19 protein-coding genes, 2 tRNA genes, 2 rRNA genes and 1 pseudogene are annotated in these 21,548 nt (G+C 48.8%); 11 read left to right on the top strand and 13 right to left on the bottom strand.

Annotation, left to right across the window (positions count from 1 at the left end; genetic code table 11):
• From WC7_RS21160 to dkgB, 4 genes are all read left to right on the top strand, one after another.
• A 23S ribosomal RNA gene (locus WC7_RS21160) occupies positions 1–1,472 on the top strand; the annotation flags it as partial.
• Between the two features lie 98 nt (positions 1,473–1,570).
• Positions 1,571–1,686, top strand: a 5S ribosomal RNA gene (gene rrf, locus WC7_RS21155).
• A 55-nt stretch (positions 1,687–1,741) separates the two neighbouring features.
• A tRNA-Asp gene (locus WC7_RS21150) sits at positions 1,742–1,818 on the top strand.
• Between the two features lie 164 nt (positions 1,819–1,982).
• On the top strand, positions 1,983–2,786 hold the full coding sequence (gene dkgB, locus WC7_RS21145) for a 2,5-didehydrogluconate reductase DkgB (RefSeq protein ID WP_016151797.1): 804 nt from the start codon (positions 1,983–1,985) through the stop codon (positions 2,784–2,786).
• A 20-nt stretch (positions 2,787–2,806) separates the two neighbouring features.
• Here dkgB and yafC read toward each other — a convergent pair whose 3' ends face one another.
• Positions 2,807–3,721 carry a DNA-binding transcriptional regulator YafC gene (yafC, locus tag WC7_RS21140; RefSeq protein WP_016151798.1) on the bottom strand — a complete coding sequence of 305 codons (915 nt, stop codon included), beginning with the start codon at positions 3,719–3,721 and terminating at the stop codon, positions 2,807–2,809.
• 104 nt (positions 3,722–3,825) lie between these two features.
• On the opposite strand from yafC, the gene WC7_RS21135 reads away from it, so the two are divergent.
• From WC7_RS21135 to WC7_RS21125, 3 genes are all read left to right on the top strand, one after another.
• Entirely contained in the window at positions 3,826–5,001 is a 1,176-nt protein-coding gene (locus tag WC7_RS21135) for an MFS transporter (RefSeq protein WP_016151799.1), read from the top strand.
• A 131-nt stretch (positions 5,002–5,132) separates the two neighbouring features.
• Complete coding sequence (locus tag WC7_RS21130; RefSeq protein WP_029139415.1) at positions 5,133–5,933, top strand: endonuclease/exonuclease/phosphatase family protein; 801 nt, start codon at positions 5,133–5,135, stop codon at positions 5,931–5,933.
• A 76-nt stretch (positions 5,934–6,009) separates the two neighbouring features.
• On the top strand, positions 6,010–6,780 hold the full coding sequence (locus WC7_RS21125; RefSeq protein WP_016151801.1) for a class I SAM-dependent methyltransferase: 771 nt from the start codon (positions 6,010–6,012) through the stop codon (positions 6,778–6,780).
• A 49-nt stretch (positions 6,781–6,829) separates the two neighbouring features.
• Here WC7_RS21125 and mltD read toward each other — a convergent pair whose 3' ends face one another.
• Both mltD and gloB read right to left on the bottom strand, forming a co-directional pair.
• Positions 6,830–8,188, bottom strand: coding sequence for a murein transglycosylase D (mltD, locus tag WC7_RS21120; protein WP_032946955.1), 1,359 nt, complete (start codon positions 8,186–8,188; stop codon positions 6,830–6,832).
• Positions 8,189–8,259: 71 nt separating this feature from the next.
• Positions 8,260–9,015: a hydroxyacylglutathione hydrolase gene (gloB, locus tag WC7_RS21115; protein WP_016151803.1), complete on the bottom strand. Its 756-nt coding sequence runs from the start codon at positions 9,013–9,015 to the stop codon at positions 8,260–8,262.
• A 33-nt stretch (positions 9,016–9,048) separates the two neighbouring features.
• Between gloB and WC7_RS21110 the strand changes: the two genes are divergently transcribed.
• Positions 9,049–9,771, top strand: coding sequence for a class I SAM-dependent methyltransferase (locus WC7_RS21110; protein WP_016151804.1), 723 nt, complete (start codon positions 9,049–9,051; stop codon positions 9,769–9,771).
• Here WC7_RS21110 and rnhA read toward each other — a convergent pair.
• Positions 9,768–10,235 carry a ribonuclease HI gene (gene rnhA / locus WC7_RS21105; RefSeq protein ID WP_016151805.1) on the bottom strand — a complete coding sequence of 156 codons (468 nt, stop codon included), beginning with the start codon at positions 10,233–10,235 and terminating at the stop codon, positions 9,768–9,770. The genes WC7_RS21110 and rnhA overlap by 4 nt on opposite strands.
• A 64-nt stretch (positions 10,236–10,299) precedes the next feature.
• On the opposite strand from rnhA, the gene dnaQ reads away from it, so the two are divergent.
• Together dnaQ and WC7_RS21095 are read left to right on the top strand one after the other, a co-directional pair.
• Positions 10,300–11,028 (top strand): DNA polymerase III subunit epsilon, encoded by a 729-nt coding sequence (gene dnaQ, locus WC7_RS21100; RefSeq protein ID WP_029139417.1) that lies wholly within the window; start codon positions 10,300–10,302, stop codon positions 11,026–11,028.
• 134 nt (positions 11,029–11,162) lie between these two features.
• A tRNA-Asp gene (locus tag WC7_RS21095) sits at positions 11,163–11,239 on the top strand.
• A gap of 45 nt (positions 11,240–11,284) precedes the next feature.
• Here the strand turns inward: WC7_RS21095 and WC7_RS21090 are convergent.
• From WC7_RS21090 to fadE, 9 genes and pseudogenes are all read right to left on the bottom strand, one after another.
• Positions 11,285–12,232 carry a phosphoglycerate dehydrogenase gene (locus WC7_RS21090; RefSeq protein WP_016151807.1) on the bottom strand — a complete coding sequence of 316 codons (948 nt, stop codon included), beginning with the start codon at positions 12,230–12,232 and terminating at the stop codon, positions 11,285–11,287.
• A 72-nt stretch (positions 12,233–12,304) separates the two neighbouring features.
• On the bottom strand, positions 12,305–12,901 hold the full coding sequence (locus WC7_RS21085; RefSeq protein ID WP_016151808.1) for a KpsF/GutQ family sugar-phosphate isomerase: 597 nt from the start codon (positions 12,899–12,901) through the stop codon (positions 12,305–12,307).
• Positions 12,894–14,078, bottom strand: coding sequence for a MalY/PatB family protein (locus WC7_RS21080; RefSeq protein WP_016151809.1), 1,185 nt, complete (start codon positions 14,076–14,078; stop codon positions 12,894–12,896). Before WC7_RS21080 ends, WC7_RS21085 begins: the two co-directional genes overlap by 8 nt.
• Positions 14,078–14,425: a PTS sugar transporter subunit IIB gene (locus WC7_RS27290; protein WP_369707924.1), complete on the bottom strand. Its 348-nt coding sequence runs from the start codon at positions 14,423–14,425 to the stop codon at positions 14,078–14,080. The genes WC7_RS21080 and WC7_RS27290 overlap by 1 nt, the downstream gene beginning before the upstream one ends.
• Positions 14,398–15,670, bottom strand: a pseudogene (locus WC7_RS21075) (PTS transporter subunit EIIC); the annotation flags it as partial. The pseudogene WC7_RS21075 and the gene WC7_RS27290, both read right to left, overlap by 28 nt.
• 31 nt (positions 15,671–15,701) lie before the next feature.
• The gene (locus WC7_RS21070) at positions 15,702–16,526 is read right to left on the bottom strand and encodes a PRD domain-containing protein (RefSeq protein WP_016151811.1); all 825 of its coding nucleotides are present in this window, start codon (positions 16,524–16,526) and stop codon (positions 15,702–15,704) included.
• Between the two features lie 272 nt (positions 16,527–16,798).
• On the bottom strand, positions 16,799–17,209 hold the full coding sequence (locus tag WC7_RS21065) for a Spy/CpxP family protein refolding chaperone (RefSeq protein ID WP_016151812.1): 411 nt from the start codon (positions 17,207–17,209) through the stop codon (positions 16,799–16,801).
• A 177-nt stretch (positions 17,210–17,386) separates the two neighbouring features.
• Positions 17,387–18,154, bottom strand: coding sequence for an amidohydrolase (locus tag WC7_RS21060; protein WP_016151813.1), 768 nt, complete (start codon positions 18,152–18,154; stop codon positions 17,387–17,389).
• A 110-nt stretch (positions 18,155–18,264) separates the two neighbouring features.
• Complete coding sequence (fadE, locus tag WC7_RS21055; RefSeq protein WP_016151814.1) at positions 18,265–20,709, bottom strand: acyl-CoA dehydrogenase FadE; 2,445 nt, start codon at positions 20,707–20,709, stop codon at positions 18,265–18,267.
• Positions 20,710–20,948: 239 nt separating this feature from the next.
• Between fadE and lpcA the strand changes: the two genes are divergently transcribed.
• On the top strand, positions 20,949–21,527 hold the full coding sequence (gene lpcA / locus WC7_RS21050; protein WP_016151815.1) for a D-sedoheptulose 7-phosphate isomerase: 579 nt from the start codon (positions 20,949–20,951) through the stop codon (positions 21,525–21,527).
• The last annotated feature ends 21 nt before the right edge of the window (positions 21,528–21,548 follow it).

The following is a 21,548-nucleotide window of genomic DNA, read 5'->3' on the forward strand; positions in this document are numbered from 1 at the left end:
TATGTTAGCCGGGCGACGGTTGTCCCGGTTTAAGCATGTAGGCGGAGATTCCAGGTAAATCCGGAGTCTTGTTAACGCTGAGGTGTGATGACGAGGCACTACGGTGCTGAAGTAACAAATGCCCTGCTTCCAGGAAAAGCCTCTAAGCATCAGGTAACACAAAATCGTACCCCAAACCGACACAGGTGGTCAGGTAGAGAATACCAAGGCGCTTGAGAGAACTCGGGTGAAGGAACTAGGCAAAATGGTGCCGTAACTTCGGGAGAAGGCACGCTGATATGTAGGTGAAGTGATTTACTCATGGAGCTGAAATCAGTCGAAGATACCAGCTGGCTGCAACTGTTTATTAAAAACACAGCACTGTGCAAACACGAAAGTGGACGTATACGGTGTGACGCCTGCCCGGTGCCGGAAGGTTAATTGATGGGGTTATCCGTAAGGAGAAGCTCTTGATCGAAGCCCCGGTAAACGGCGGCCGTAACTATAACGGTCCTAAGGTAGCGAAATTCCTTGTCGGGTAAGTTCCGACCTGCACGAATGGCGTAATGATGGCCAGGCTGTCTCCACCCGAGACTCAGTGAAATTGAACTCGCTGTGAAGATGCAGTGTACCCGCGGCAAGACGGAAAGACCCCGTGAACCTTTACTATAGCTTGACACTGAACACTGGTCCTTGATGTGTAGGATAGGTGGGAGGCTTTGAAGTGTGGACGCCAGTCTGCATGGAGCCAACCTTGAAATACCACCCTTTAATGGCTGGTGTTCTAACGTAGACCCGTAATCCGGGTTGCGGACAGTGTCTGGTGGGTAGTTTGACTGGGGCGGTCTCCTCCTAAAGAGTAACGGAGGAGCACGAAGGTTAGCTAATCCTGGTCGGACATCAGGAGGTTAGTGCAAAGGCATAAGCTAGCTTGACTGCGAGAGTGACGGCTCGAGCAGGTGCGAAAGCAGGTCTTAGTGATCCGGTGGTTCTGAATGGAAGGGCCATCGCTCAACGGATAAAAGGTACTCCGGGGATAACAGGCTGATACCGCCCAAGAGTTCATATCGACGGCGGTGTTTGGCACCTCGATGTCGGCTCATCACATCCTGGGGCTGAAGTAGGTCCCAAGGGTATGGCTGTTCGCCATTTAAAGTGGTACGCGAGCTGGGTTTAGAACGTCGTGAGACAGTTCGGTCCCTATCTGCCGTGGGCGCTGGAGAATTGAGGGGGGCTGCTCCTAGTACGAGAGGACCGGAGTGGACGCATCACTGGTGTTCGGGTTGTCATGCCAATGGCATTGCCCGGTAGCTAAATGCGGAAGAGATAAGTGCTGAAAGCATCTAAGCACGAAACTTGCCCCGAGATGAGTTCTCCCTGACCCTTTAAGGGTCCTGAAGGAACGTTGAAGACGACGACGTTGATAGGTCGGGTGTGTAAGCGTAGCGATACGTTGAGCTAACCGATACTAATGAACCGTGAGGCTTAACCTTACAACGCCGAAGATGTTTTGGCGAAAGAGACATCGAAATTCAGCTTGATTACAGATTACATCGACAGACCCGAGAGGTGTGTTGATAAACAGAATTTGCCTGGCGGCTGTAGCGCGGTGGTCCCACCTGACCCCATGCCGAACTCAGAAGTGAAACGCCGTAGCGCCGATGGTAGTGTGGGGTCTCCCCATGCGAGAGTAGGGAACTGCCAGGCATCAAATTGCAGTAAACCGGGATGAATAATCCGGGTAGTGACAAAGAAATTCGGTGGAGCGGTAGTTCAGTTGGTTAGAATACCTGCCTGTCACGCAGGGGGTCGCGGGTTCGAGTCCCGTCCGTTCCGCCACTTATTAAGAGCCCTGAGCTAACGCTCAGGGCTTTTTCTTTTCCAGCTATTTAATTATTGCTGAATCCGCAAAAATCCTCTGCATTTTTCACTCTTTTTCGGCAAAGAACTGATGGTCATAATCCTCTCAGTTAACGAACATAGTGATTAAAAAGAGGAATTCTATGACTATCCCTGCATTTGGTTTAGGTACGTTTCGCCTGAAAGACGACGTGGTTATCGCTTCTGTCAAAACGGCGCTTGAGCTGGGCTACCGTGCTGTCGACACTGCGCAAATCTATGAAAATGAAGCGGCTGTTGGTCAGGCAATTGCCGAAAGTGGCGTACCGCGTAACGAGTTGTACATCACCACCAAGATCTGGATTGAAAATCTCAGCAAAGACAAACTGACCCCAAGTCTGAAAGAAAGTCTGAAGAAACTGCGTACGGATTATGTTGATTTGACGCTGATCCACTGGCCATCTCCGGGCGATGCGGTATCCGTTGAAGAGTTTATGCAGGCGCTGCTTGAAGCGAAAGAGCAGGGGCTGACTCGCGAAATTGGTATCTCAAACTTCACTATTCCGCTGATGGAAAAAGCCATTGCTACAGTAGGTGCAGACAATATCGCGACCAACCAGATTGAGCTGTCTCCGTATCTGCAGAGTCGTAAGGTGGTTGACTGGGCTAAAGCGCACGGTATCCACATCACCTCTTACATGACGCTGGCTTACGGTAAGGCGCTAAAAGATGAAGTGATTGCACGTATTGCCGCTAAACATAACGCGACCCCGGCGCAGGTTATTCTGGCATGGGCAATGGATGAAGGTTACTCCGTGATCCCTTCATCTACCAAGCGTGAAAACCTGGCAAGCAACCTGCTGGCGCTGGACCTGCATCTGGATACTGAAGATAAAAAAGCGATCGCGGCACTGGACTGCAACGATCGTCTTGTCAGCCCGGAAGGCCTGGCCCCTGATTGGGATTAATTGCCCGACCCTCTGTACCTTTAACCCTCTTTCACAGCTCCTTCGGGGGCTGTTCTTATATACTCACTTAAAAAGTCTATAAATGCCCGAATGCGTGTACTGACCGCACGATCGCTGTAGTAAACGGCGCTGAAAGGCATTTCTACCGGCAGACGTTTATCGGCCAGCAGCTCCACCAGTTCTCCCCGCGCGATCTCTTTATCAATCATATAATCTGAAAGACATGCGATACCATTGCCGCTCAGGCAAAGCTGTTTTAACGTTTCCCCGCTGTTGGAAGAAATCCCACATTCGACCTCATGGAGCTGTCCGTCGCTACGGGCAATCGGCCAGGTATTGAGTGAAAGGGGTTCGGAAAACCCCAGACACAGATGCTGCTTTAACTGTTCGACGGTCTCGGGCTTGCCAAAACGGGCAATATAGTCCGGTGAGGCAATAATCTTACGATAGCTGGTAAACAACGGACGCGCACGCAGGCTCGAGTCAGTCAGCATACCTGCTCGTATCGCGACATCCACTTTTCGTTCAATAAGATTGATGAACGTTTCTGAGGAGACAAGAGACAACGTCATCTCAGGATATCTCTCACGGAACGGTCTGATTAGCGGCATCAGGAAATGCAGCATCACCGGCGTTGCCGCGTCGATACGCAGCAGGCCGCGCGGGGTATTGCGCGACTCCATGATTTCCGTTTCTGCTGCTGCCATCTCTTGCAGTATCTGCTGCACACGCCTGAAGTAGCGTTCTCCTTCTTCAGTCAGGCTTAGCTGTCGGGTAGTTCGATTAAGCAGACTCACACCCAATTTCATCTCCAGCTTTTTTACTGCCCGACTGACCGCGGAATTAGCCTGACCGAGTTGTTCTGCCGCCCGGCTGAAGCTGCCGCTTTCCACAACGGCCACAAAAATCGCAAGTTCTTCAGAGGTTGCTTTCATTTTTGCACCTGACGCAAAATTATATTGAGATTTTGAATATTTTTGTTATTAAAACATCCCGGCATACTGCGTGTCATCTGATTACTGATGTTACGGAGTTATTTATGCCTCTCGCTTTATTTGCACTAACAATAAGTGCCTTCGCTATTGGCACGACTGAGTTTGTGATTGTTGGCCTGGTGCCGACCATCGCTCAACAACTGGCGATCTCGTTACCTTCAGCCGGGATGCTGGTTTCAATCTATGCGCTGGGTGTGGCGATTGGCGCACCAGTGCTGACCGCTCTGACCGGAAGCCTGCCGCGTAAACAGCTGCTTGTCGCGCTGATGGTCCTGTTTACGGCGGGGAATTTACTGGCATGGCAGGCACCCGGGTATATGACACTTATTGTCGCCCGTCTGCTGACGGGGCTGGCTCACGGCGTATTCTTCTCGATTGGTTCCACTATCGCGACAAGTCTGGTGCCAAAAGAAAAAGCGGCTTCCGCTATCGCTATTATGTTCGGTGGCTTAACCGTTGCGTTGGTCACGGGCGTGCCGCTGGGTACGTTTATCGGCCAGCACTTTGGCTGGCGTGAGACTTTCCTGGCAGTATCAATGTTAGGCGTGATTGCGCTGATTAGTAGTCAACTGCTGATCCCGGCTAACATTCCTGGTCGAGCGGCCGCCAGCATTCGCGACCAGGTGAAAGTGCTGACTCATCCTCGTTTGTTGCTGATTTACGCCGTTACGGCATTGGGCTACGGTGGTGTGTTCACGGCTTTCACCTTCCTGGCACCGATGATGCAGGATCTGGCGGGCTTCTCCCCGGCAGCGGTGAGCTGGATCTTACTGGGTTACGGCGTATCAGTCGCTATCGGCAATATCTGGGGCGGTAAGCTGGCGGATAAGCATGGTGCGGTTCCTGCGTTGAAATTCATTTTCGCCGCACTGTTTGTTCTGCTGATGGTCTTCCAACTGACGGCTTCCACGCAGTACGCCGCGCTGGCTACCATTCTGGTGATGGGGATCTTTGCCTTCGGTAACGTACCGGGGTTGCAGGTCTACGTGGTACAGAAAGCGGAACAATTTACGCCCAATGCTGTTGATGTGGCGTCAGGGCTGAACATTGCAGCGTTTAACATTGGTATTGCACTGGGTTCCGTGATTGGCGGACAAACGGTCGAGCATTATGGGTTGGCGCAGACACCATGGATTGGCGCACTTATTGTTCTGGTGGCTTTCCTGCTGATGGGGCTGAGCGGCCGTCTTGATAAGCCCACGCACGTTGCTCTGGGGTAAATCATTGATGTAAGCGCCCACTTACAAAACAAACTGCAATTGTTCGTTGAAAGTGAGTGCTAAAATCCCTATAACAGAAGAACCAGTCCGGCTGCGGACTGGTTGACGTTACAGAGGTTTGAAAGTCTAAAGTGCGAAAAAACACCTATGCCATGCGTTATGTTGCCGGACAACCCGCCGAGCGGATTTTACCGCCGGGCTCGTTTGCGCATATTGGCCAGGCATTACCCGCAGGCGTACCGTTGAGCAGTGAAGATCGCATTCGCGTGCTGGTATGGAATATTTTTAAACAGCAGCGAGCAGAGTGGCAGTCGGTGCTGAAGAATTTTGGCAAAGACGCGCATCTGGTGTTATTGCAGGAAGCGCAAACCACGCCAGAACTGGTGCAGTTTGCGACCACTAACTATCTCGCTGCCGACCAGGTTCCCGCTTTTGTGCTGCCTCAGCACCCCTCTGGCGTTATGACACTCTCCTCCGCCCATCCTGTTTACTGCTGCCCATTGCGCGAGCGTGAGCCTATTTTACGGCTGGCGAAATCGGCGCTGGTGACGGTGTACCCGTTGCCTGACACTCGGTTGTTAATGGTGGTGAATATCCACGCGGTTAACTTTAGCCTTGGCGTTGATGTCTATAGTAAGCAGTTACTTCCCATTGGCGATCAGATTGCTCATCACAGCGGTCCGGTGATTATGGCTGGCGATTTTAATGCCTGGAGCCGTCGACGGATGAATGCGCTGTACCGCTTTGCGCGTGAAATGTCGCTGCGCCAGGTGCGCTTTACCGACGATCAGCGCCGCCGTGCGTTTGGTCGTCCTCTCGATTTTGTGTTCTATCGCGGTCTGAACGTGAGTGAGGCCTCTGTGCTGGTCACCCGCGCCTCCGACCACAACCCGCTACTCGTTGAATTCAGTCCCGGCAAACCTGAACAATAACGGTGTGTCAGGTCTGCCGTAGGGCAGGCCTGTGATGGTTGCCCTTCATATTTCACAACAACCGAAGGACAACACAATGACAACACGCTCTCATCATGACAACGTCGAAAAACAGTTTGGCTCTCAGGCTAATGCCTACTTAACCAGTGCGGTGCACGCCTCTGGTCGTGACTTGCAACGTCTGGGGGAAAGGTTGCTGGCATTTCCGCAGGCCCGCGTGCTGGATATGGGATGCGGAGCGGGGCACGCCAGCTTTGTGGCCGCGCAATACGTAAAGCAGGTAGTGGCATATGATTTATCGTCGCAGATGCTTGACGTGGTCACTGAAGCGGCAAAAGACAGGGGCCTGGAGAATATCGCCACACGGCAGGGTTATGCTGAAAGCCTGCCGTTTGAAGATAACGTATTTGACGTGGTGATTAGCCGCTATTCCGCGCATCACTGGCATGATGTCGGGCGTGCGTTGCGAGAAGTGAACCGCATTCTGAGGCCCGGCGGCGTGCTGATTGTGATGGATGTGATGTCGCCAGGCCATCCTGTACGTGACATCTGGTTGCAAACTGTGGAGGCGTTACGCGATACCTCGCACGTACGCAACTATTCCAGCGGAGAATGGCTGTCGTTAATCAATGACGCCAATCTGATTGCCGATACCTTGTTAACCGATCGTCTGCCGCTGGAGTTCAGTTCGTGGGTGGCGCGGATGCGCACGCCTGCAGCATTGAGCGACGCGATCCGTGTATACCAACAAAGTGCTTCTGCGGAAGTGAAAGCCTATTTTGCGTTACAGGAAGATGGCTCGTTTACCAGCGACACGATAATGGTTGAAGCACATAAAGCGGGATAAATAAAAAAGGCACTGGGGGGAAACCAGTGCCTTCATTTCTACAATGCTATCAGGAGTCCGGCATACCGCTGTTTTTCACAAACAACGTTAGCTGATCGCCTGGCTGCAGATTGTTCGTATCGCTGTTCCAGCGCATCACATCCTTGATGTTAACCCCGTGGCGTTTGGCAATGCTCGAGAGCGAGTCGCCTTTACGCACACGATAGGTGATGCTATCGCTGTTGTTCGCCAGTCGCTGTGCGCTGGTACCAGCGCCCACCGTCAGATTTTGGCCTACTTTCAGCGATGACCCGCGCAGATTATTCCACTGCTTAAGGTCATTGGTGCTCACGCCAAGACGTGAAGCGACACCAGAAAGCGTATCGCCAGAGCGAACTTTGTAGCTACGGCTGTTCAGCGGCGTGTTATCCGCAACCAACGTTGACTGCACGGCTGCAATTTCGCCTGAGGCCAGAGACTCACGCAGCTTCTCTGCATGCTTCTTTGGCACCATCACATATTGCGGACCGCTGGCACCCAACGTGGAGCCTTTCACGCCTGCATTGAAGGTTTTCAGCTTGCTGACGGAAATACCCGCCATATCGGCAACCTGAGCCATTTCAACCGGGCTACTCAGGCGAACACGTGCCAACGCGCGGCTTTCGTCTGTTGTTGGCAGACGCACGCCATAGCGTTTGCTGTTTTTGAGTATATCGCTCAATGCCAGCATTTTTGGCACATATAGCTTCGTTTCCTGAGGCAATGGCAACGACCAGAAGTCAGTGGGTTTACCACGGGCTTTGTTCGTTTTAATTGCCTTCATGACACGACCTTCACCGCTATTATAAGCAGCAACGGTCAGCAGCCAGTCGCCATCAAACATTTTGTTCAGACGCTGCATCATGTCCAGTGCGGCGGTGGTGGAAGCCACAACGTCGCGACGTGCATCATAATTGCGGGTCTGTTTTAAACCATAATTGCGCCCCGTGCTCGGAATGATCTGCCAAATACCTGCGGCATTGGCGCCAGACGTTGCGTGAGGATCAAAAGCGCTCTCCACTATGGGTAGTAGTACCAGTTCCATTGGCATGTTACGTTTCTTAACTTGCCCGGCTATCCAGTACATATACGGCTCTGCCCGTAAAGTTACATCGTGGAGATAGCTCTTATTGCGTAAATACTTCTGTTTCTGTTCGCGAATCCGGTTGTTTTCCGGAATTCCCATCTTTAGCTCGTCACCAATGAAAGCCCACAAATCTTGCTCAGCAGCGATAGATGTTCCGTCGTCCATCCATCGCGCCTGACTTGTAAACTTTCCTGCTTCCCCTTGACCAGCTGCAGAAAGGCTCTGTGCGTGTTGTTGGACGTTACCAGTATTCTGGCACCCAACAAGCAGGACAGAGGCGAGTAATATCGCTTTTGCCTTCATGTGTGTGTCAATAGTTGCTTAAAAGACGACCGATCATAACGGCGAAGTTTTCAAAAGGCAACCCGCAATTGTCAGAACGTATCTTTCTTTGACCTTAACCAGGCAAAACGCTCTTCAGGTTGTTGCAATATTGTTTTTTTATTTATTTCATTAATTAAATCAATATCTTCCGTTCTTAAAAAAAGATTATTTCGTCGCTCATTTTTCAGAATTACGGGCAGTGTCATTTGTTTTTTTACGCGTAACTCATTAACTTTACGATAATATTCATTTATGAACGGATCGTGCGGAAGAATGCTTAAGGCAAACTTCATGTTTGCTAATGTGTACTCATGTGCGCAACAAATCAATGTATCGTCAGGAAGTGCGTTTATTTTTTTAAGTGATTGATACATTTGAGATGCTGTGCCTTCAAAAAGCCGACCGCAGCCACCGGAGAAGAGCGTGTCGCCGCAAAACAGGTAAGGGTGACTAAAGTAACAGATATGTCCTAAAGTGTGACCCGGCGTAGCAATTACAGTAAATTCATGCCCCAAAACGAGTGCAATATCGCCATCTTCGACTATATGCGTCGTTCCCTTATCTTGCGTTTCAGCCGGTCCGTATACCGCTATTTGTGGGAAATGTTGCAGAAGTTCTTTCACGCCGCCCACGTGATCCTGATGATGATGTGTCAGCAGAATGGCCTCGGGAACCCAGTTATGTTCTGCAATAGCTTTCAGAACAGGTGCTGCTTCACCCGGGTCCACAATCAGACAATGTTTGTCATTATTCGACAGGACCCAGATGTAATTGTCCTGAAATGCAGGAATACTGTTAAGATTCATAGATTACCTCTCAATGCGTAACGGAAGGTTGTGATGAAACCGGCAAGGATCCCTCAAACTGTCGTAGCGCCCGTTAGTTGGGATGATTTTCCCTGGGGCGAACACTATCGTCAGGCGCTGGAGCATCAGCTTAACCCGTGGTTCGCAAAAATGTACGGATTTCATCTGCTTAAGATTGGTAATTTAAGCGCAGAAATCAATTCTGAAGCGTGCGCGGTTTCTCATCAGGTAAATGTTTCTTTGCAAGGCGCTCCCATGCAGGTGACTGCCGATCCTTTACATCTGCCCTTTGCCGATAAGTCCGTGGATGTTTGTTTGTTGGCTCATACGCTGCCGTGGTGTTCCGATCCACATCGCTTACTGCATGAAGCCGATCGCGTGCTTATTGATGACGGTTGGTTGATTCTGAGCGGCTTTAACCCGGTAAGTCTGATGGGATTGCGTAAACTGGTGCCCGTATTGCGTAAAACATCGCCCTACAACAGCCGGATGTTTACCCTCATGCGGCAGTTGGACTGGCTCTCATTGCTGAATTTTGAAGTACTGCACTATAGCCGTTTTCATGTCCTGCCCTGGAACAAGAAGGGCGGGAAAATGTTAAGCGCCCATATCCCTGCGCTGGGCTGTTTGCAACTGGTGGTTGCGCGTAAGCGAACCATTCCGCTTACGCTCAACCCGATGAAACAAAATAAAAGCAAAACGCCTATCCGCCAGGCCGTTGGCGCAACCCGGCAATACCGTAAACCGGACGCTTAAGCCTCCGCCTGATACCCAATATCATCCTGAGTGGGACGCATTGCTGCGGCGCGCGCAAGCTCATCACAGCGTTCGTTTTCCGGATGGCCCGCATGGCCTTTAACCCATTCCCATTTGATTTGATGCGGCCCCAGCGCGGTATCCAGACGTTTCCACAGATCGACGTTCTTCACTGGTTTTTTATCTGCTGTTTTCCAGCCGCGCTTCTTCCAGTTGTGGATCCACTGCGTAATGCCCTGGCGCACATACTGGCTGTCCGTGCTGAGTATCACTTCACACTGTTCTTTCAGGGCTTCCAGCGCAACGATTGCCGCCATCAGCTCCATGCGATTATTGGTGGTGAGGTTGTAGCCTTCGCTAAAGGTTTTTTCGCGCCCGCGATAGCGTAAAATCGCCCCATAACCACCTGGCCCTGGATTTCCCAGGCAAGAACCATCGGTGAAAATCTCTACCTGTTTAAGCATCTCTGGTAGACTTCCTGTTTTAGCAAATCGAAATCAAACGATAAGTCTGACATAAATGACCGTTATGAGCACTGGAATTACACGACAGATCGTCCTCGATACCGAAACCACCGGTATGAACCAGATTGGCGCCCACTACGAAGGCCACAAGATCATTGAGATCGGTGCGGTTGAAGTGGTGAACCGCCGCCTGACCGGGAATAACTTCCACGTTTACCTGAAACCGGATCGGCTGGTGGACCCGGAAGCGTTTGGTGTACACGGAATCGCAGACGAATTCCTGCTTGATAAACCTACGTTTGCCGATGTGGCCGATGAGTTTCTCGACTACATCCGCGGTGCGGAGCTGGTCATCCATAACGCATCGTTTGATATCGGCTTTATGGATTACGAATTCGCTAAGCTCAGGCGGGATATTCCGAAGACAAACGAATTCTGCAAAATTACCGATAGCCTGGCGCTGGCGAGGAAAATGTTTCCAGGCAAGCGCAACAGCCTTGATGCGTTATGCTCACGCTATGAAATAGACAACAGTAAGCGAACCCTGCACGGCGCATTGCTCGATGCCCAGATTCTGGCCGACGTTTATCTGATGATGACCGGTGGGCAGACCACGATGGCGTTCTCAATGGAAGGTGACAGCCAGCAGCAGAATGACACGGGGATCCAGCGTATTGTGCGACAGTCCAGCAAACTACGCGTTGTTTTCGCCACTGATGAAGAGTTAGCGGCCCATGAGTCGCGCCTTGACCTGGTGCAGAAGAAAGGCGGAAGTTGCCTCTGGCGGGCATAGTTTGTACGTTTTCCGTATGGAAATGACCATTCGGGTGATTTTTGCAGCAAACGATTAAAAAACGTGAGAAAAAGCGTTGACGAGGCGTGAGGCAATCCGTAATATTCGCTTCGTTCCCAAGCGGAACACAACGCGGAGTGGTAGTTCAGTTGGTTAGAATACCTGCCTGTCACGCAGGGGGTCGCGGGTTCGAGTCCCGTCCATTCCGCCACTATTCAGAAAGCCTGAATCAGAAATGATTCAGGCTTTCGTCGTTTTAGTCACTGTAAATGTTTTCTATCGGCTTACCATTAAAAAAGTCAATAACTGACCTTGCGGTATGGATACCAGTCTGGTGATATGACTCAACCGTCGCAGCAGCGATATGTGGTGTCGTGATTATATTTCTTGAGTGTAGCAGGGGGCTGAATTGTGGCAACGGTTCATGCTGAAACACATCGAGGGCGGCAAATACATTTCTTTCATCAATCACTTGCAATAGTGCCCGCTCATCGATCAATTTTCCTCGCGCTGCATTGATTAGCAAGGCCCCATTTCTCATCATTGATAGATATTTGTGACTAATAAAGTTCTCTAACGATGAGGTATAGGGGAGAAGTACAATAATCACGTTAGATTGCATGAAGAGGTCGTCAATTGACACAATCTTCACTGCCATTTTTTCAGCCAATTCACGATCCGGACATGTGTCGTGGGCGAGAATTTCAATGTCAAAGCCGGACAACCTCTTAACTAACGTTTTGGCAATGTTGCCAAAACCCAATAATCCTACTCGTTTACCATTTAGTTCATTTCCCAGCGAGTATCCCCAATAACCGTTTTGCATATCCATATGGTTTGCAGGAATATTCCTCAGGCCAGAAAAAATAAGTCCGATGACAAATTCAGCGACCGCATTAGCATTGATGCCTTGGGCATTATTAACCACAATCCCTGATCTTTTAGCCGCACCTGTATCTATATTATCGATACCAGTACCAAATCTTGAGATGATTTTCAGTTTTGGCAAAAGAGGAAATATACTAGCGTTATAACAGTCCGTTCCGGCAATTACAGCGTCAATAGATTCTCGTAACGTATCTGATTGGATAAGATGATTAATGCTATTCTTGAAAATGAGATTAAATTGGTTGTCGCGCAATAGTTTGCAACCGGTAATACAACGTGCTGAATAACTGGAGACGGTGATTAATACATTTTTCATATCTGTTACCCCATACCAGAGAACGCCATCAGGTTGTGATGGCGTAGACCGGTTACAATAAAATGACACAAGTTATGAGTTTGCTTTAATGCCGAGAGTACCTCCTGGGTGAAATAAACCAAAATCGGTCCGGCTAAACTGCTTAAGTTCTGACAGGGCGAGGGCGATGGCATCTCCCATTACAAGAACAGCTGTTGAAGAGCACGATGGCGCAAGACCTAAACTGTCTGCTTCATTTTTTACTGGGATTTCCACTGACAGATCGCAACAGATTGCCAGCGATGAGGTATGGCTTCGCGTGAAGGACACTAGAAAATTTTTCATCTTTTTCAGACTCGGTAACGTTGCCAACAGTTCTGCTGTTTCACCACTATTAGATATGAGAATGACAACGTCTTCGCTGGTAACCATACCGAGATCGCCATGAACTGCTTCTGTTCCATGAATAAAAAAAGAGGGAGTACCCGTGCTAGCAAATGTCGCTGCCAATTTCTTAGCAATAATCCCTGACTTTCCTACACCGATAAAGATAACTTTCCCTCTACAGGCCTGGAGTACTTTCACCAGATTTGCAGTTTCGGAAAGCGGGGCATTTATTATTTCTTCTACTGCTTTTTGTTCATTACGCATAAAGTTTTTAATCAGAGAGATAATATCAGTATTATTCATTTTTATTTTCCTGGTTGATTTTATCAACAACGTAAGATATACGGCATAATCCCTGATAGAGTTTTTCTCTACTGCATGCCAGATTCAGTCGTAAAAAATTCTCTCCGCCAGGCCCGTAAACACGACCATCCATAATTCCTACTTTCCCTTCATGGATTAATTTTGAGTAAAAATGTTCAAATGAACAACTAATCTCTGAACTGTCTATCCATGCAAAATAACAACCTTCAGACTCTCTAAGGATCAAAGGTGAAAGATTCTCTTTTACGTAATGAACAGCAAAATCAATGTTTGATTGAAGATGTGTTTTTAATTTTTGTAGCCACGTATCACATTCATTGTAGGCAACAATAGTGGCGATAACATTCAGTACTGAAGGTGAGTTTACAAAATCCCGGTAACGAGTTATCAGCCTGAATTGTTCATTAAAAGCATTATCAGCAGTAATAAGATACGATCCAGTTAGGGCCGGGACATTAAATGTTTTAGAGATAGAATTAAAAACAACTATTTTGTTATAGTGTAATTTTAGCGCCGAGAAAAATTTGCGACTAAATGTGAAATCGCTGTGAATTTCATCAGATAATAACCAGCAGTTATGTTTCATGCAGATCTCTGATATTTTAACTAACTCATGCTCAGACCATACTTTGCCCGTTGGATTATGCGGGTTACATAATAAAATTACCTTTGCTTGTTCGGCTTTAGCATTGAAATCATCCCAGTCTATGTTATATCGACCATCACCATCTTTAATCAATGTTGAAGAGAGAAGCTTTCTTTCGCTATTTTTGATGACATCAAAAAAAGCATTGTATGACGGAGTGAATATCAGAATATTATCTTCACACTTAGTTAGCAACTCTAGTGCCCTGGAGATAGAGTACATCACGCTTGGGCTATAGCTAATCCAGTTTACATCGATTGCTGTATCATACTTTTGACCATACCAATCACATATTGCATTAAGATATTCACTATGTTGCCAGCGACTATATCCGAGGATTGGGTGTTCCAGTCTTTTCCTGAGTGCTCTGGTTATTGCGTCCGGAATAGGTAGGTCCATATCTGATATTGAAAAAGGGATAATATCGTTTACGCCGAATCTATCTTCGCAGAAGTCCCATTGAGTACAGTACGTTCCTGTGCGTGAAACGGGAGTGTTAAAAATATCCATCAGCATGACTCCAAATATTTGTCCATTTCTTTACGTAGAGCGATAACTTTTGTACCAATAATGACCTGTAGAGTGTTTTTATCGAGTTTGACCACAGCTATCCCACCCTGTTTTTTAATCGCAGGCTCATCAATAATTTCCATGTTTTTAATGCTCAAGCGTAAACGTGTAACGCAGTTATCCAGAGAGATAATATTTTCTTTTCCTCCCAGGGCCACAACCATCTTTTCTGCACTATTGGGAACCGTATTAGTGTTTATTATTGATTGTGTAATAGGGGCGACTGTGTTAGTTACAGTTGCCGTTGCTGACGGTACTAGGTCACTATCTTCTCGGCCCACCGTCATCAGGTTATATTTGAGAATAGTCCATTTAAATACTGCGTAATAAATAAAGAAGTAAGCAATTTCTACGCAGACCGCTACAGGCCAACCGGTTCTTGTGCCGCGTAATACCCCAAAACTCATAAATTGGATCAAATCGCCAGTAAATCCCATCTTCACACCGATATATGGTAGAAACATGTTAGCGAAACCATTCATAAAAGCATGGAACACAAATAATATAGGGCTGACAAACAGGAATAAAAATTCAATCGGCTCACTTACGCCACCGATAATTACAGTTAGCACAGCGGAAATTAAAAGAGCTTTAATAGCCTTACGATTTTGCACGTGAGCGGTCTGATACATCGCAAGAGCTGCGCCAGCTAAACCGTACTGGATCATTAGCTTGCCCTGTTCCATTTTGCCTGCAAGGTCTAAGGGAATGACGGCATTTTCTTTAACATAAGCCATAAACATGTTGAGGGTGCCGTAATATTCCTCGCCGTTGATGATCGCCGAGCCACCGATTGGCGTGAATCTGAATACGGATGTGACTAGATGATTTAGTCCGAATGGAATTGTTACGCGCTCTGCAACCGCATAAAAGAAATAGCCTATTGGGCCAGATGTGGATATCCAATGGCCGATTAACATAAACATATTAAAGAAAGGTGGCCAGACAAAAGGGATGATGATACCGAAAACACTCATGACAACTAACGTAATGATTGGCACCAGGCGCGGGCCGCTATAGAATCCCAACGACTCCGGGATGCGTAGATTGATGATCCACTTGTACATTGCGAATACCATCAATCCGGCGACAATCCCTCCCAGTACGCTGGTGTTGTATGACTGAATGCCTAGAATGGTAGTCTGTCCATGTGTAGACATCTGGTCTGTGGGAACGAGGAGGCCATGTGTTTTAAGATAAAAATTTGTGCCTAAATGCATCGCCATAAAACCTATCAGACCAGAGAATGCGCCATATGCTTTATCTTCTTTTTCTTTCAGCAGGCCCAATGGAATAGCGATTGCAAATAGTACCGGTAAATTAACAAAAGCGAATAACCCCAGGTTAACGATAAAATCTAAGAATGACTTAACGACTGGAAACCCTAATATAGGTATCAATTTAGCCATTTCTTCACTGGCTAACCCACTACCCAGACCTAACATCATACCGCATACGCTTAACAGAGCTATTGGGTACATAAATGCTTTACCCAGGCTCTGAAAAAAACTCCAGGCTTTTTTCTGTTTCATATTGACTGTCTCGTGATAAGGTGAAATATAATCAATCCATCAATACCTTGATGCGAATTGAAAGATACAGTTTCTCTTCCATCGCCAGTTCATAGCTAAATACTGTTTTCAAATACTCTTCTATTTCTATAATAGAACGCTGTAAAATTAAATCCTTCTCCAGGAAGTGCTCATAAATGTCACCTATATCTTTATTTTTTATCTTTTCATTACATAGAACTCTACAGGAGAAATACTTTAAATGGGTCATGAAACGAGAGTAGTTGAAAGCGTTGCGGTCTACCCTTTTTTCGTAAACTTTCTCGATTATATCTGTGATTCGTTGTGAGAACTCTACAATCCTGAGCGATTCATAGTCAGATGTGTTTTCATAGTTATTTAAAATATGCAAGGCGATGAAGCCAATTTCATCATCCGGAAGTTGGATGTTAAAATGATCATTGATAATAGACAGCGCATCCCTGCTGATTGCATACTCTGACTTGTATAATGCTTTTATCTCATCAAGGAATATATTATTAATTTGAATTCCTGCAGTACATCGAGAAATTGCATTAGAGATATGATCTGCAAGAATAAGCAAAAGTGATGGATTTAACTTCTTGTCAAGATTCATCTCTGCATAACGGACAATGTTCTCAGAAACAAAAACATAGTCAATATCTACCCGCTCGATGAGTTTATATAAATTAATTTTCTCTTCGCTTCTGACATAAAAAAAACGGTTAGCTGGGTGAGGAGAAACCGGCATGCCATTTTTTTTATTGTAACCAACGCCAGGACCTGAAATGATGACTTCCTGACCGCTCATCGATGCCAGCACACAATTATTATTCATGACTTTTTCGATGATCATTTCACAGCTCCAAAAAAAAAGGCAAGACAAGTAAGAAGTAATTACTACTTCAAACATTGTCTTGCCTGATTTAACAGTTACAAGATTACTCACTGATGTGTATACCCTACACAGAATTATCTCAAATAAATGAGATGTATGTCCTGTTTTGAGACTAACATGTCAATTTTATAAAGCAAACTCACATACGGTATTTTGTTATTTGTATGCTGAATTTTTCATGTAATCACATGTTATATTTCTATGTATGGTGTCGCTCGCCAGTCTTCCGGTTATTCGCTCAGCGTCTGTGCGATATCTTTTTGCACCTGCTGGCGCTGTTCTGGGGTCAGTACTTTGTTCAGGTCGAAATAGTATTTCACGCGGTAATAACGCGCCTGCTGTTCGATATTGCTGAACGCGGAAAGCTGTTTTTTGACGGCGGCGTCATCCCATTTCCCGGACTTGATGACGTCAATCAACGCGCCGTCTTTAACATCCTTCACCGATATCTGGCTAACGTTGGTTTCGAGCTGCTGGTGCAGTTTTTTGATTTGCGCAACCTGGTCAGTGCTCAGTTTAAGGTGCTGAACTACCGGGTCCTGAGCTGGTGCGGGTACATTGGATACGTTTGCTGCAAGCGTGCTAAAAGAAGCGCCAGCCACGGTTGCCGCCAGCAAAGCCATGCGTACGAAGTTCTTCATTTCGGGATCCTGATAAGGGAATTATTAACATTGTCTGTCACTCGCTGGTGACGAGTGATTATCCTTTGCAGAATACGATGCCCGAAGCACGTCGCCACGCGAATTTGTTTTGCGGTTGGTTACGGAGTGAAACAATCCCGCTACGCAAAACGTTGTGCAGCGGGAAGAAGGCGATATCTACAGCGTGAACGGGTCAGCGTCCTGCCAGGCGGGGAATTTCTCGCGGTACTCGCGCAGCGCCGAGAGTGACAGTTCAGCGTCAATGCGCGTAGCCTGATGTGGCTCGGCGGTGGCAATAATCTCCCCCTGTGGATTAATCACCCGGCTGTCACCGCGATAATGATGGCCGTTACCGTCAGTACCCACGCGGTTACATCCTGCTACATAAGCCTGGTTCTCAATTGCCCGCGCGGTGAGCAGAACCTGCCAGTGTAGCGAACGCGGCGCCGGCCAGTTGGCGACATACAATGCCAGGTCGTAATCGTTGCGGTTGCGCGACCATACCGGAAAACGCAGGTCATAACAGACCAACGGCAGAATGCGCCAGCCGCGCCATTCAAAAATAACCCGCGCGTCACCCGCCTGATAATGTTGATGTTCATCCGCCATGCGGAACAGATGGCGCTTGTCATAGAAATGGACATTACCTTCGGGTTCGACCAGCAAAAAGCGGTTTACCGGGCCACGTTCAGACAGGAGAGCGGCGCTGCCTGCTATAAGGGCGTTCGTCTGTTGCGCCTTAGTGCGCATCCAACTGACAACCTCTTCCTGCGGCAGCGATTTGCTTGCCGCTTCCATGGCAAATCCGCTGGTAAACATTTCAGGTAACACAATGACATCACGTCCGGTGACGGTTTCCAGTTGGCGGTCGAAATGGCGCAGGTTGGCCGGGCCATCCATCCAGATCAGCGGTTGTTGCAGCAGAGTAATTTTCAAACCGGGCACGATCGAGGCTCCTCATTGAACAACATTTTGACACTGTAGCATGAGCTCTAACGGAAATGTGGCAATAAAAAGCCCCGCATTAAGCGGGGCTAAACGTTGTGCGTGTGTCGTTACGCGGCTTCGACTTTACGCACCTTCTCTGGCAGCTTTACCGGCTGAGTCGCCAGCGCCTCGGGTTCAAAGTCATCCACGTTGATGCTACGCAGACGACTCGCTTCGGCTTTCACCAGAATTGCGGCTTCGTCTTTATCAATCAGCCCTTTAGCCAGCGCATTGTGCGCCAGTTCATCCAGGCGGGTAAACGGCAGGTTTTTACCCAGCTCTTTGCAGATCCGCTGGTGGATAGGGTCAGCTGCAATCACATCCAGCAAAGCCTCTTCCAGCAAACCTACCGGGTTATGCTCGCTCGGCGTCAGGTATTGACCGCGGCCAAGGCGAGAACGGGTGGCGCTCGGAACCTGCAGAATCTTCGCGACTTTATGATCCAGCTTGTCAGACGGTGCATGGTAGTGGCGACCGGTAGGGAAGATAACCACATTCAGCAGGCCCGCGACCAGTCGGTTCGGGAAGTTTTTCAGCAGGTCGTCCATCGCCTGTTCCGCTTTGTACAACGCATCCTGAACGCCCCAGTGAACCAACGGCAGGTCTGCTTCATTACGGCCTTCATCGTCATAACGCTTCAGTACCGCAGAGGCCAGATACAGCTGACTTAACACATCGCCCAGACGCGCGGAGATACGTTCACGGCGCTTCAGGCTACCGCCGAGTACAGCCATGGAGACATCCGAAAGCAGTGCCAGGTTAGCGCTCAGACGGTTCAGATGCTGGTAGTAACGTTTGGTCGCATCGCCGGTTGGCGTGCTGCTGGTTAAGCCGCGCGTCAGGCCCAACCAGAAGCTGCGCACTTTGTTACTACCGACGTGGCCGATGTGTTTGAACAGCAGCTTGTCGAATGCATTCACATCGTTACTCTGTGCCGCAGCCATCTCTTCCAGAACGTACGGATGGCAGCGAATCGCCCCCTGACCGAAGATCATCATGCTCCGGGTCAGAATGTTGGCACCTTCAACGGTAATGGCGATAGGCGCGCCCTGATAAGCACGGGCGAGGAAGTTGCTTTCGCCAAGCATAATGCCTTTACCGCCAGTAATATCCATTGCATCGATGATTGACTGCTGTCCACGGTGGGTACAGTGATACTTCACGATGGCCGACAGCACCGCCGGTTTTTCACCCAGCATAATACCGTAGGTAATCAGCGACGCCGCTGCATCCATCACGTACGCGTTACCCGCAATACGTGCCAACGGCTCTTCAATACCTTCCATCTTACCGATAGAGATTTTGAACTGGCGACGAATGTGCGCATACGCGCCGGTTGCCATTGCGACCGATTTCACGCCGCCCGTCGAGTTAGACGGCAGGGTAATACCGCGTCCCACGGACAGACATTCCACCAGCATGCGCCAGCCCTGACCGGCCATTTTTGGGCCACCGATGATGTAATCAATCGGCACGAAGACATCTTTGCCCAGCGTCGGACCGTTCTGGAACGGTACGTTCAGTGGGAAGTGTCGACGCCCAATTTGTACGCCTGGCGTTGACGTTGGGATCAGCGCACAGGTAATGCCGAGATCTTCTTCACCACCCAGCAGTTTTTCCGGGTCGGAGAGTTTAAATGCCAGACCCAGTACGGTAGCGATAGGCGCCAGCGTGATATAACGCTTATTCCAGGTCAGGCGCATACCCAGCACCTGCTGGCCCTGCCAGTCGCCCATACAAACCACGCCGGTATCAGGGATCGCGCCTGCGTCGGAACCCGCTTCCGGGCTGGTCAGAGCAAAGCAGGGGATCTCCTGACCACGAGCCAGACGCGGCAGGTAATGATTCTTCTGCTCTTCGGTGCCGTAATGCTGCAGCAGTTCGCCAGGGCCTAAGGAGTTAGGTACGCCAACGGTGATCGCCAGGATCCCGGAAACGCCGGAGAGTTTCTGCAGAACGCGAGCCTGAGCATATGCGGAGAATTCCAGCCCGCCGTACTCTTTCTTAATGATCATCGCGAAGAAGCGGTGCTCTTTCAGATACGCCCACAGTTCCGGCGGCAGATCCGCGAGTTCATGGGTGATCTGGAAGTCGTTCGCCATGCGGCAGGCTTCTTCCACCGGGCCGTCAATAAACGCTTGTTCTTCAGCTGTCAGATGCGGCTGAGGATAGTTATGCAGTTTTTTCCAGTCTGGCTTGCCCTGGAACAGGTCGCCTTCCCACCAGGTTGTACCGGCATCAATCGCCTCTTTCTCAGTGCGCGACATCGGCGGCATGACTTTACGGAAACCGCGGAACACTGGCGCAGAGATCATGGATTTGCGCATTGGCGTAAAGTTAAACGGTACGAGGAGAATGGCCAGAGGAACCAGCAGCCAGATTGACCACAGGCCAACCACGCCAAGCGCTGCTGTCCAGGCGAGCAAAATTAAGCTGCTGAGGAATAAGCTCACGCGGTGATAAAACAGAACGCTGAGCAGAACAACCGTAGCGATAATACTCAAAATCATCATAACGAAAAGCTCCCTTGCTTGTAGGAGGTCTGACCACTTGTGATGATATGGTTGTAGTGGATGTAAATTCTTTTAGCAATGTGTTTACAAAATAATTACAACAAAGCTCACATTGTTGCTGTTTTAACCGGCACAAAAAATCAAAAGCCGCAGCCATTCCTGTGGCTTGTACTTCTCGCTGGTAGCGCTATCCGGTACACTGCATCTTGTCATTTACATTCATGCTGAAGGATATCCTCATGTACCAGGATCTTATTCGTAACGAACTGAGCGAAGCGGCGGAAACGCTGGCTAATTTTCTTAAAGATGACGCCAATATTCACGCCATTCAGCGCGCGGCGGTCCTGTTGGCAGACAGCTTTAAAGCTGGCGGTAAGGTACTTTCTTGCGGTAACGGCGGTTCCCATTGCGACGCGATGCACTTCGCCGAAGAGCTGACCGGACGTTATCGCGAAAACCGCCCAGGCTACCCGGCGATCGCTATTTCTGATGTCAGCCATATCTCCTGCGTCAGCAACGATTTCGGTTACGATTATGTCTTCTCCCGCTACGTTGAAGCCGTGGGTCGCGAAGGCGATGTCCTGTTAGGCATCTCTACTTCGGGTAACTCCGGTAACGTGATTAAAGCGATTGCCGCAGCGCGTGAGAAAGGGATGAAAGTCATCACCCTGACTGGTAAAGATGGCGGCAAAATGGCGGGTAGTGCGGATATCGAAATTCGCGTGCCGCACTTTGGCTATGCTGACCGCATTCAGGAAATTCATATCAAAGTGATCCATATCCTGATCCAGTTGATCGAAAAAGAGATGGTGAAGTAAGAAGGCTATTTTATTTGCCAT

The organism is Citrobacter sp. KTE151 (assembly GCF_000398845.1).
Lineage (GTDB): Bacteria > Pseudomonadota > Gammaproteobacteria > Enterobacterales > Enterobacteriaceae > Citrobacter > Citrobacter braakii.